Below are 11173 nucleotides of genomic sequence, written 5' to 3'. Positions count from 1 at the left end.
CGGCCGGAATTGATCCCCACCAGGGGCACGGCGCCCGATAGCCGGCCCCAGAACTCGAAGCCCCGGGTGAAGCCGCCGCCCTCGGTGTCGCCGGGCCGCCCGCCACCACCCTCGGTGAAGAACACGGTGGGCACCCGCCAGCGCAGGGCGATCTCGCTCATCCGGTCGAGCTTCTCGTGGTTGTGCGCTCCCTGGGTCCCGGCCAGCACCGTGTAGTCATAGGCCATCACCGCGACCCGGGACTTCTCCTCGGCGAAGCGGTCGCCGTTGACCGAGCCCAGCCCCATCACCATGCCGTCGGCCGGCGTCTGGGCGATCAGCTCGTCCAGGGTGTTGCGCCGCCGCCGAGCGGCCAGGGTCAGGGCGCCATACTCGGTGAAGCTACCCTCGTCGCAGAGGTCCTCAATGTTCTCGCGAGTGGTCCGCTGACCAGTCTTGCGCCGCCGCGCCGTCGCCTCCGGCCTCGCTGCGTCCGTGGTCAACCGGTGACGCTCCAGCACCTCGGCGAGATCGGGGCGGATGTGGTCGAGGTCGATCTCCTCTTCCTGCGCCACCACGCCGCCGGCGACATCGGCCTCCTCGATGAAGGCCAACGGATGCTCCTCGAAGACGGTATCGCCCTCGGCCACCGCGATCTGCCGCACCACGCCGGAGAAACTGGCGGCGATCACGTGCTCCATCTTCATGGCTTCCATGACGAACAGCGGCTGGCCCTCGCGAACCTCATCACCCACTTTCGCGAGGAGACCGATGAGGGTGCCCTGCAACGGCGCGCGCAGGGGCCTGGCCCCCTCCGGCCCCTCCAGCTCGTCATCTTCCTCAGCGGCGCTCGGCGCCTTGCCATGATGCAGGACGGCCAGCGGGTCTGAGGCGTCGATATGCGCGCCGGCGCGCCTAACTGGCGCGGCGCCCGTCGTTTCGAAGTAGAGCTTCGGCGCCTCAGCGCTGCCGCTCAGCTCCTCCATTCGCTCCTCTATGAAGCGGGTGTGGACCTCCCCCTTGGCCACCGCCGGATGGGCCAGCAGGCTTTGCAGGAAGCCGATATTGGTCGCCGATCCAGCAATGCGGAATTCCGACAGCGCGCGGCGGGCCTTGGCGCTCGCCGTGGGCAGGTCGACCGAATGGACGATCAGCTTAGCCAGCAAACTGTCGAAGCGGGCGCTGGTGCGATAGCCGGCGTAGCCAAAGCCGTCGACCCGCACGCCAGGACCGGACGGCGGCTCATAGGCCGACAGCACCCCGCCCGACGGCTTGGCCGACCCGTCGGCGCTCATGGTCTCCAAGTTAATCCTGGCCTGCACGGCACTGCCGCGCGGGCTAGGCACCTGACTTTGGGTCAGACCGAGATCGGCGAGCGAGCGGCCTCGCGCCACCTCAATCTGTATGCGGACGAGGTCCAGCCCCGTCACCGCCTCGGTCACCGTATGCTCGACCTGCAGACGCGGATTAGCCTCGATGAACACTACGCTCTCGCCATCGACCAGAAATTCAACGGTGCCGAGATTTCGATAATGGGCGGCGCGGCCAAGAGCGACAGCGGCTTCGAACAGTCGCTCGCGAGTCTCAAGCGGCAGGCTGTCGGCCGGCGCGATCTCCACCACCTTCTGGCGCTGCCGCTGTAAGCTGCATTCGCGGTCCCAGAGGTGCGAAACCACCTGGCCGTCGCCGACGATCTGCACCTCCACATGCCGGGCGTGGGGCAGAAACTGTTCAACATAGAGCGAGCCGTCGCCGAACGCGGCCTGGGCCTCGGAGGCGCAGCGCTCGAAGGCGTCGGTGAGCTCGCCCAACGCGCGGACCGGCCGCATGCCGCGACCGCCGCCGCCGGCCACCGCCTTGACCATCACCGCCCCACCGGCGCCCAGCCCTTCCATGAAAGCGCGCGCTGAAGCCAGGGTTGTTCCGCCCTGCGTTCCCGCCAGGATCGGGACGTCGCATTGTGCGGCCAGGGCTCGGGCGCGGCCCTTGTCGCCGAACAACTCCAGGGTCTCGGCCGATGGCCCGACGAAGATGACGCCCGCCTCGGCGCAAGCCCGCGCAAAGGCCGCGTTCTCCGACAGAAAGCCGTAGCCCGGATGGATGGCGTCGCAGCCAAGCGCCTTGGCCGCCGCCAGGATCTGCGCGCCATCGAGATAGGCCGCCGGGCCAGAGCCCGTCAGGGCGTGGGCGGCGTCGGTCTTGCGGGTGTGAAGCGAAGCGGCGTCGTCGCTGGAATAGACGGCGAGCGTCTCGATCCCCATTTCGGCGGCGGTACGCGCGATACGGACGGCGATCTCGCCGCGATTGGCGATCAGCAGTTTCTTCACTTGGCGTCCCCCAGGGCGTTTTCTTTCACTCTGCCCGGCGGGAACGCCCGCGCCTAGTCGGGACGCGGCGAGAGCAGGCCCTCGAAGAACGGCCGGACATAGAGCTCCGTGGCTTCCTGAGGCGTCACATCGCTAGCCCAGTGATGAAGCTCGGCGGCGGCGTTGATCATCGCGGTCAGCATCTGGGCGGCGATGTTGGTGTCCACCGCCCGCACCGATCCATCGGCGACGCCGTCGGAGATCAGCGAGGCGAAGCGGTCCGATAGGCGGTCGAACTTCGCCAGCAGCTGCGGCTGGATCGATTCCGGGGCCGAGGTCAGGGCCGAGGCGCGCAGCAACGGCGCGTTGCCCGACATCTGGTAGGAGACCAGCGCCGCGGCCACGGTCGTCAGGGTTTGAAGCCCGCTGCCAGATAGTTCTTCGGCCTGCCGGATCGCCCGGCGCATCACCTCGAAGGTGCGCTCGAAACAGGCGACGACCAGCTCATCCTTGTTCTCGTTGTGATGATAGAAAGCGCCCTTGGTGACGTTGAGCCGGGCCGAGATCTTCTCGACCGACGCGCCGAGATAGCCCTCTTCGTTGATCAACTGGGTGGCCGCGCGCAGGAACAGTTCGCTCGACGCTTCGGGCCCGGCGGTCGGCTCGGCGATCAGGGTCGGCAAGGCCAGCGGCGCCCAAGCCGCGCCAGGCGCTCCGAGGCCATCAGCGGTGATCGCCAGCACTCGCTTGGAGACCCGCCCATAGTCCTCGACGTCATGACGCCGCAGCCAGACCACCGCCCAGAAAGCCTCTGAAATCAGCAGGTGGGCGCGGGCGTTCATGCCGGCCCGCGACAGGCCTTGGGTCTCTGGTCCCTGGAGGAGCCCGCGCACCTTGCGGAACATCTCCAAATAGGCCGCATTGACCGGCGCACTATTCAGCGCGCGCACGTCGTTGAAGACCGCGATCGGCTCGGCCTCGCCCAGAACCACGCGCCCCTTGTAGTCAAAATAGGCGTCCAGGAAGAGCGCCAGACGTTCGCAGACGCTCGTGCCCGCCTCGCCGGCGGCCGAGAGATCATTGAAAAGCTCGATGCCGTGCAGGAAGCAGGCGCTGGCCAGGTCTTCCTTGTTCTTGAAATAGTAGATCACCCCGGTTGGCACGAGGTTCAGCCGCAGCGCGACATCGGCCAGGGTCATGCCCCGAACGCCCTTGCGGTTGATCACCTCGACAGCGGAACTGACGATGGCGCTCTTGCGCTGCTCGTAGCGTTTCGTCGGCGGCCGGCTGGTTGTCATGGCGTCATTATCTTTGAAGGCGTCGCCGCCTCGGGCCAACGTCATACCGCGCCTTCAGTTTTCTCGATAGCGGGTCATGGCCCGGACGCTCAAAAGCGTCCGGGTTCTGACGATTTGGCCACAATACCTAGACGGTCTTGAGCATCTCCGTATCGACGGGCAGTTGCCGGATACGCTTGCCGGTGGCGGCGAAGATCGCGTTGCACAGGGCTGGGAGGATCGGCGGCAGAGCCGGTTCACCCAGGCCGGTCGGGGAATTGTCCGACTTGATGAAGTGCGTCTCGATCGGCGGCGCCTCATTGATCCGCATCAGGGCGTAGTCGGTGAAGTTGCTCTCCACCGCCGCACCGTTCTCGATGGTGATCTTCTGGTGCAGGGCCGCCGACAGGCCATCCAGCACCGAACCCTCGATCTGGTTCAACGCCCCGAAGGGATTGATCACGTGCCGGCCAACATCGGCCGCCACCCAGACCTTCACCAGCTTCACCGCCCCGCCAGGCGCGACCGCGACCTCGACCACCTCGGCGAAATAGCCCAGGTGGCTGTAATGGAAGGCGACGCCCAGGCCCGAGCCCTTGGGCAACTTGCGGCCCCAGCCTGATTTCTCCGCCGCCAACTTCACCACCGCGGCCATGCGGCCTGCCGCGTAGCCCGAGGGCGGCTCGCCCACCATCGGCTTGTCGCCGAGCAGCTTGAGGCGGAAGGCCACCGGGTCGGCGTCTGCCGCATGGGCCAGTTCGTCAATGAACGATTGGACGACGAAGGCGATGGCGTTCGAGCCGGGCGCCCGCAGCGGCCCGGTCGGGACGCCAGACGGCATCATCGACACGTCGTAGCGATAGTTGGTCAGGAACCGCGCCGGGAACTCAGTCGGCGACATGCCCGCGCTGCGTCCCGCCACGCCGTTCTCGCCGAAGGTCACGAAGTGATCGTGCCAGCCGACGATGTCGCCAGCCGCGTTCACGCCGCCCTTCAGGAAGTGCCAGCCGGCCGGGCGGTAGAAGTCGTGACGCATGTCGTCTTCGCGCGACCACAGCAGCTTCACCGGCGCGCCGACCTGCCTGGAGATCCAGGCGGCCTCGACCATGTAATCGTTCATCAGCCGCCGGCCGAAGCCGCCGCCGCCACGGATGATGTGGATGGTGATGTCGCCCGGCGCGACGCCCAGCGTCTTGGCGACCAGTTGGCGGCCCGGCTCGGGGTTCTGGGTCGGGGCCCAGATCTCGATCTTTCCGTCCTTGAAGTGCGCCGTGCAGTTCTGCGGCTCAAGATTGGCGTGCGAGATGAACGGATAGGCGTAGGCCGCCTCCACCGTCTTGCTCGCGCCCTTCAGGGCGGCGGCCACATCGCCGTCATTGCGCTCGGTCTTCTGTGGCGCTGTCTTGGAAAGTTCGACGGCGCGTGCGGCGAAGCCGGCGCTCGACTGCTTGCCGGTCGGGTGGTCGGCCCAGCGGGTGTTCAACTGGTCGCGGCCCTTCTTGGCCGCCCACCAGCTGTCGGCCACGACCGCCACGCCGGGCAGCAAGCCGTCCAATTCCTTCCCGCCCTCGACCACGAAGGCGTCACGAACGCCCTTCACGCCCTTGGCGGCGGCCAGGTCCGCACCGGCGACCTTCGCGCCGAACACCGCCCCCTTCTCATAGGTGGCGAACAGCATGCCCGGCACTGTCACGTCGATGCCGAACAGCGGCTTGCCGGTGACAATGGCGGCCGTGTCGACCTGGACCTTCGGCTGGCCGATGATCTTGTAGTCCTTGGGGTCCTTCAGCGGCACGGTCTTCAGGTCCGGCACAGGAACGCCGGCCGCCTTGCCCGCCAGCGAGCCATAGGTCGCCTTGCGGTTCGAGCCCTTGTGGTGGACGACGCCCGAGGCGGTCGTGCAATCGCTGGCCGGGACGCCCCAGCCCTGCGCCGCGGCGGCGATCAGCATCACCCGCGCCGCCGCGCCGACCCGGCGTAGTTCGTCCCAATGCAGCGGCGTGGCCATGCTGCCGCCAGCGAACTGACGGCCATACACTGTAGGGTCGTTCATCGCCTGTTCGGTACGGACGCTGCCCCAATCGACGTCCAGTTCCTCGGCGATCAGCATCGGCAGCATCGTCTTGACGCCCTGGCCGACCTCCGGGTTCTTGGCGACGATGGTCACGATCCCGTCGGGCGCGACACGGACATAGGCGTTCAGCGTCGAGGTCGCGCCGCCGGCCTCGGCGGCTCCAGCCTTGCCCGCGACCGTGAAGGACAGCAGCAGGCCGCCGCCGGCCAGGACGTCGCGGCGCGAGGCCACGATGGGGTGGGATCCGTCAGCCATGGCCTCAAGCCTCCGTCTTCTGGCCGGACGCCAGCTTTATCGCCGCCCGGATGCGGGTGTAGGTGGTGCAGCGGAAGATGTTGCCGCTCATGGCCTCGTCGATATCGGCGTCGGTCGGCTTGGCGTTGGCGCTGAGCAGCGCGGTGGCCGACATGATCTGTCCAGCCTGGCAGTAGCCGCATTGGGCGACGTCGAGCTCGGTCCAGGCCGCCTGCACCTTCTTGCCGACAGCGCCCGCGCCGATCCCCTCGATGGTGACGATCTTCGAAGCGCCCAGGCTGTCGACCGGCAGCGAGCAGGAGCGCACCGGCGCGCCGTCGACATGCACCGTGCAGGCGCCGCACTGGGCGACCCCGCAGCCGTACTTCGGGCCAAGAATACCGAGCGTGTCGCGCAGCACCCAGAGCAGTGGCGTATCGCCGTCGACATCCGCCGAGAGGGCCTTGCCGTTGACGTTCAGCTTGAAGGCCATGCAGCGCCCTCCCCTTGTTGATTGCCTGGAATCCTAAGGGTTCGAGGGGCCAACCCGCAAGCGAAGGAAATCTATCAACGGCACGCCACCGCCGGCGCTTGATTACAGAATAGAAAGAATGAAGCGCATGTAATATTTCAGATTAACTTCCCGTAACTCTCTTAAATATGTGTCATTACGCCGCATTAACAAGACTTCGCGAGCAACATTGCGCTATCTCCAATTCATCGGCGGCCCAGACGGGCGCCCCAACAACTACAGATGAAATGGGAGATTTCAGATGTTCAAGATCAGCAGCACCCTCGCCGGCGTCGCCACCCTCGCCCTCGCCACCGTTCCGATGCTGGCCATCGCCAGCGGCGCCCACGCCGCCCCGGTGGTCGTGAAGATTTCCGATATCGACACCTCGAGCGCCGAGGGCGCGAAGATCCTGAACGAGCGCATCGACGTCGCCGCCCACAAGCTCTGCAGCCAAGTGCGGCCCGGCGCCATTTCCCGCCTGACCGACAGCGCTTGCATCAAGGGTGTGCGTACCGAAGCCGCCGAGAACCTCGCCCATCGCGACGCCATGATGGCTCAGGCTCGCAACGCCGAACTCGCGCAACGCTAGACATCAGGCCCAGCCTGAGACGCAAAGCCCGCCCCTCGTGGCGGGCTTTTTCGCATCAGGAGAACGCCTAGTGAGCGCCGGCCGCCTGCATGATCCTGTCGGACGAAGGGCGGCCAGCCAGGCCGTCGTCGGGCGAGACGGTGATCCGCATCTCGCTCCCATGCAGCGCGACGGCCGGCTTCTTGCCCTCGACCAGCTTCACCTTCCGCAGCCGACCGAGCAGATTGCGGCCGTCGGGATCGCGCGAGAGGCGCACCACCGCCTCGGCTGTCACGATCGCGGCGTCCGCCACCACGGCCGAGGAGGCGGGCGAGGCGTCGGCCTCGAACGGGATCAGCCTGCGCGCCGCGCGGGTCGCCTTGGCGCTGGCCTGGGCCAGGCGCTCCAGCAGCACCTGCGGACTGAGCGGCGCGAGGCGCAGCGCATTGCCCCCGCCGGCGAAGGCGGCGGGGGACCCGCCCGGACGCTGCGAGGTGAACAGGGTCAGACCGCCCAGCCGCGTGGCGCGCAGCATCGGCTCACCCAGATCGTTCTTGTAGATGACGTCGCCGCGCGGGGCCGGATGAGGGCGCAGCACCCAAACCTCGGGGCTGCCTTCGAACTTCATGAAGGCGCGTGTCTGGCTGCGATCCAGGATGAAGGCATCGCCCTCCTGGCTGACGTAGCGGGCGACAGGCGGCGTGGCGCGCCGCCCCGGCGCCGGACGGTCGCCGAACAGGCCGTCCCGCAACGTCTGGGGCCCAGCATAGGCCGGCAGCGCGCAGCCGACACTCATCGCCACGGCGAGCGCCGCGGCGATGTAAGGTCGTGACGCTGACGCCGGTCTTTCGCTTATCATCAAGATAGGCAGATGCCCTTTGACTGGGGCGCTTTTTGGACCCCCAACAAGCTTAGCCGGCCATGTACTGGCCACCGTTCAGCGACAATGTCGACCCGGTGACATAGCCCGCGTGCTCGCCGGCGAGGAAGGCGACCATGTCGGCGATCTCTTCGCCCTTGCCCAGGCGGCCAACGGGAATCTGGCCGATGATCGCGGCCAGCACGCTTTCCGGCACCGCTTGCACCATTTCGGTGTCGATGTAGCCGGGCGCGATACAGTTGACCGTCACGCCCTTGCGCGCGTTCTCCAGCGCCAGCGCCTTGGTGAAGCCGATGACCCCGGCCTTGGCGGCCGAGTAATTGGTCTGGCCCATCTGGCCCTTCTGGCCGTTGATTGACGAAATATTGATCACCCGCCCCCAGGAGCGGTCGCGCATGCCCTCGATCACATGGCGTGTCATGTTGAAGACCGAGTCCATATTGACCCGAATAACCTCGGACCACTGCTCGGGCGTCATCTTGTGGAACACGCCGTCACGGGTGATGCCGGCGTTGTTGACCAGGACCTCGATGGGTCCGAGTTCGGCGGTGACCGCCTCGACGGCGCGGCCGCAGTCTTCGAAGCTGCCGACATTGCCCTTCACGACCATGACGCCCAATTCGGCGGCGCAGGCCTTGGCGGCGTCTTCATTGCCGGAATAACCGGCCGCGACCTTGAAGCCGTCGTTCTTCAATCGTTCGCAGATCGCCCGGCCGATGCCGCGCGTCCCACCCGTCACGAACGCTACTCTGCCCATGGGGCCGCCTCCCGGTTAAAAATAGGGACGCCAGTTGATCCGGCGCTCCCAGCTTAAGATGGTCAGACTGCTTCGACGCACATGGCAACGCCCATGCCGCCACCGACGCAAAGCGTCGCCAGGCCCTTCTTAGCGCCCGAACGTTTCATTTCGTGCACGAGAGTGGTCAGGATGCGGGCGCCCGAGGCCCCGATCGGGTGGCCGATGGCGATGGCGCCGCCATTGACGTTCACCTTGGCCGGATCGAGGCCAAGATCGCGAACCACGCAGATCGACTGGGCGGCGAAAGCTTCGTTGGACTCGACGAGGTCCAGGTCCTCCACGCTCCAGCCGGCCTTTTCCAGCGCCTTGCGGCTGGCCGGGATCGGACCGGTGCCCATGATTTCCGGATCCACCCCGGCATTGGCCCAGGAGACGATGCGGGCCAGGGGCTTAAGGCCGCGCTGGGCGGCTTCGTCGGCGCTCATCAGCACCAAGGCCGCGGCGCCGTCATTGAGGCCGGACGCATTGGCCGCGGTGACCGAGCCGTCCTTGGCGAAGGCCGGGCGCAGACCCGAGACGCTGTCGAGCGTCGCGCCGTGGCGGATGTATTCATCCTGGTCGACCACGGTGTCGCCCTTGCGGCCCTTGATGGTCACCGGCGCGATCTCGCCGGCGAACTTGCCAGCCTTCTGGGCGGCTTCGGCCTTATTCTGGCTGGCGACGGCGAAGACGTCCTGGTCCTCGCGGGTGATCTGCCAGCGGTTGGCGATGTTCTCGGCGGTCTGGCCCATGTGGTAGCCGTGGAAGGCGTCCCACAGCCCGTCCTTGATCATGGTGTCGACCAGGGCGAGATCGCCCATCTTCTGGCCGCCACGCAGGTTCTGAGCGTGGGGCGACTGGCTCATGCTCTCCTGGCCGCCGGCGATCACCACATTGGCCGAGCCGTCCGCGATCTGCTGGGCGCCGAGCGCGACCGCGCGCAAGCCCGACCCGCAAAGTTGGTTGAGGCTCCACGCCGGGCTCTCGACCGGGATGCCGGCATTGACCGCCGCCTGACGGGCGGGACCCTGGCCCGCGCCGGCCTGCAGGACCTGGCCCATGATCACCTCGCCGACATCGGCGGCGCTGATGCCGGCGCGCTCAATGGCGGCCAGAATGGCGATCTTGCCGAGCTCGTGGGCGGGCAGGCTAGAGAGCGCCCCGTTGAACGATCCAACCGGGGTGCGGGCGGCGGAGACAATGACGACGTCGCTCATGGCGGGCTCCTGAACTTCAAGGCTTTCATCTATCGATAAACCCCAGAGCTTGGGCAAGGGGGTGCAACCAACTCGCCTGATCGGAACACCTGCTTTCCGAACGCCCTCGCATCCGCGATACTGCGGTGCAAGAGTAGGGGTCCGCCGCGGGGAGCGGACCTAATAAGGGATTGTGGGATGGCCGAGACCCAGGGATCCGGCGACGTACGCGTCGTCATCAAAAAGTATGCGAACCGGCGGCTCTACAACACCGCCTCGTCGTCCTACGTCACGCTCGAACACCTTTCCGACATGGTGAAGCAAGGCGTCGACTTCGTGGTCTATGACGCCAAGACCAACGACGACATCACGCGGACCGTCCTCACCCAGATTATTTTCGAGGAGGAAAGCCGCGAGGGGCAGAACCTCTTGCCGATCCAGTTCCTGCGACAGCTGATCGGGTTCTACGGGAACTCGATGCAGGCCTTCCTGCCGAGCTATCTGGAACTGTCGCTCGCCACCTTCGCTGAACAACAGGAGCGGATGCGGACCCAGTTCGCGACGCTCGGCACCGGCGGCGGGCTCGGCAGCGGCTACGAGGAGCAGATTCGTCAGAACCTGGCCATGTTCGACCGGGCCATGAAGATGTTCTCGCCCTTCGCCTATGCCCGCACCGACGAAGGCGCCGCGCCGCAGAAATCCGCCGAGCCGGCGCCCGCGCCCAGTACGGCTGGCGACGAGACACTGAACGTCCTGAAAAAGCAGATGGAAGAGATGCAGGCGCAGATCGCCAAGCTCGCCAAACGCTAGATTAACCTGCCCGAGGCTAGGGTCCCGCCTCCATGAGTTCCCCGATCGACCCCATTCGCAGGGCCAACCAGGCTCGACGTGTCCGACGCTCGAAAGGCGGCGGGGCTAGCGGCGCGGCGAACATCGAGGACCGCAGCGTGCCCGCGCTCTACGAGGCCCCGCCCCCGCCGGCGCCCGTGAAGACGCCTGGCCCCGCCGCGGTCTTCGCCGCCCAGGTGTTGGGGCAGGACGGCCAGAGGCGCGGCCTGCGCGGCGGCAAGGAAACGCTGGACGCCGCCCGCACGCTCTACAATCAGACCGAATATTCCGGAGCCGCCGACCGGCGGGCTCGAAAGGGCGCCGCGGCCAAGACCGAGGTCTGATAGGCTCGCCCGCATGAAGGGTTTCGTCGCAGTCTGACCCGCGCCTGCAGCGCGGACGTCACCGGATAGAACCGGCCACCGGGACGCACGTCCCGGCGCGACGCCGCATGAGCTATCCCTCATGGCCGCTCCACGCGGCGCACCGATTGCGGACAACATCATGAAACTCTCGATCCACCGGGCCGCCGCGCCCGA

10 protein-coding genes are annotated in these 11173 nt (G+C 67.0%); 3 read left to right on the top strand and 7 right to left on the bottom strand.

Annotation, left to right across the window (positions count from 1 at the left end):
• The 4 genes from Q7T84_RS09025 to Q7T84_RS09010 form a co-directional block, all read right to left on the bottom strand.
• Nucleotides 1–2306: biotin carboxylase N-terminal domain-containing protein (locus tag Q7T84_RS09025; protein ID WP_304807935.1), on the bottom strand; the 2306-nt coding region annotated here is incomplete at its 3' end.
• Between the two features lie 53 nt (nt 2307–2359).
• The gene (locus Q7T84_RS09020) at nt 2360–3628 is read right to left on the bottom strand and encodes a TetR/AcrR family transcriptional regulator (RefSeq protein ID WP_304807933.1); all 1269 of its coding nucleotides are present in this window, start codon (nt 3626–3628) and stop codon (nt 2360–2362) included.
• An 82-nt stretch (nt 3629–3710) separates the two neighbouring features.
• The gene (locus Q7T84_RS09015; protein WP_304807931.1) at nt 3711–5891 is read right to left on the bottom strand and encodes a xanthine dehydrogenase family protein molybdopterin-binding subunit; all 2181 of its coding nucleotides are present in this window, start codon (nt 5889–5891) and stop codon (nt 3711–3713) included.
• A 4-nt stretch (nt 5892–5895) separates the two neighbouring features.
• Nucleotides 5896–6363: a (2Fe-2S)-binding protein gene (locus Q7T84_RS09010; RefSeq protein WP_304807929.1), complete on the bottom strand. Its 468-nt coding sequence runs from the start codon at nt 6361–6363 to the stop codon at nt 5896–5898.
• A gap of 280 nt (nt 6364–6643) precedes the next feature.
• Here Q7T84_RS09010 and Q7T84_RS09005 point away from each other — a divergent pair, with 280 nt between their 5' ends.
• Entirely contained in the window at nt 6644–6973 is a 330-nt protein-coding gene (locus Q7T84_RS09005) for a UrcA family protein (RefSeq protein ID WP_304807927.1), read from the top strand.
• Between the two features lie 67 nt (nt 6974–7040).
• Here the strand turns inward: Q7T84_RS09005 and Q7T84_RS09000 are convergent, their stop codons facing one another.
• The 3 genes from Q7T84_RS09000 to Q7T84_RS08990 form a co-directional block, all read right to left on the bottom strand.
• Complete coding sequence (locus tag Q7T84_RS09000; protein WP_304807925.1) at nt 7041–7811, bottom strand: DUF4908 domain-containing protein; 771 nt, start codon at nt 7809–7811, stop codon at nt 7041–7043.
• A 52-nt stretch (nt 7812–7863) separates the two neighbouring features.
• The gene (locus Q7T84_RS08995) at nt 7864–8589 is read right to left on the bottom strand and encodes a beta-ketoacyl-ACP reductase (protein ID WP_304807923.1); all 726 of its coding nucleotides are present in this window, start codon (nt 8587–8589) and stop codon (nt 7864–7866) included.
• Between the two features lie 62 nt (nt 8590–8651).
• Nucleotides 8652–9827: an acetyl-CoA C-acetyltransferase gene (locus Q7T84_RS08990; protein WP_304807921.1), complete on the bottom strand. Its 1176-nt coding sequence runs from the start codon at nt 9825–9827 to the stop codon at nt 8652–8654.
• A 177-nt stretch (nt 9828–10004) separates the two neighbouring features.
• On the opposite strand from Q7T84_RS08990, the gene phaR reads away from it, so the two are divergent.
• Together phaR and Q7T84_RS08980 are read left to right on the top strand one after the other, a co-directional pair.
• A complete protein-coding gene (gene phaR / locus Q7T84_RS08985; protein WP_304807919.1) occupies nt 10005–10616 on the top strand; it encodes a polyhydroxyalkanoate synthesis repressor PhaR in 612 nt (203 codons plus the stop codon).
• A 32-nt stretch (nt 10617–10648) separates the two neighbouring features.
• A complete protein-coding gene (locus tag Q7T84_RS08980) occupies nt 10649–10978 on the top strand; it encodes a hypothetical protein (RefSeq protein ID WP_304807917.1) in 330 nt (109 codons plus the stop codon).
• Nucleotides 10979–11173 lie beyond the last annotated feature (195 nt).

The sequence above is a fragment of the Phenylobacterium sp. genome, assembly GCF_030654915.1.
Lineage (GTDB): Bacteria > Pseudomonadota > Alphaproteobacteria > Caulobacterales > Caulobacteraceae > Phenylobacterium.
Note: the sequence above shows the minus strand (reverse complement) of the source record. Positions and strands in the feature narration are given on the sequence as shown.

Bases quoted from the DNA above. Each gene is read 5' to 3' on its own strand.
- Q7T84_RS09020 (WP_304807933.1), bottom strand. From the start codon at position 3,628: ATGACGTTGGCCCGAGGCGGCGACGCCTTCAAAGATAATGACGCCATG.
- Q7T84_RS09015 (WP_304807931.1), bottom strand. From the start codon at position 5,891: ATGGCTGACGGATCCCACCCCATCGTGGCCTCGCGCCGCGACGTCCTG.
- Q7T84_RS09010 (WP_304807929.1), bottom strand. From the start codon at position 6,363: ATGGCCTTCAAGCTGAACGTCAACGGCAAGGCCCTCTCGGCGGATGTC.
- Q7T84_RS09005 (WP_304807927.1), top strand. From the start codon at position 6,644: ATGTTCAAGATCAGCAGCACCCTCGCCGGCGTCGCCACCCTCGCCCTC.
- Q7T84_RS09000 (WP_304807925.1), bottom strand. From the start codon at position 7,811: ATGATAAGCGAAAGACCGGCGTCAGCGTCACGACCTTACATCGCCGCG.
- Q7T84_RS08995 (WP_304807923.1), bottom strand. From the start codon at position 8,589: ATGGGCAGAGTAGCGTTCGTGACGGGTGGGACGCGCGGCATCGGCCGG.
- Q7T84_RS08990 (WP_304807921.1), bottom strand. From the start codon at position 9,827: ATGAGCGACGTCGTCATTGTCTCCGCCGCCCGCACCCCGGTTGGATCG.
- phaR (WP_304807919.1), top strand. From the start codon at position 10,005: ATGGCCGAGACCCAGGGATCCGGCGACGTACGCGTCGTCATCAAAAAG.
- Q7T84_RS08980 (WP_304807917.1), top strand. From the start codon at position 10,649: ATGAGTTCCCCGATCGACCCCATTCGCAGGGCCAACCAGGCTCGACGT.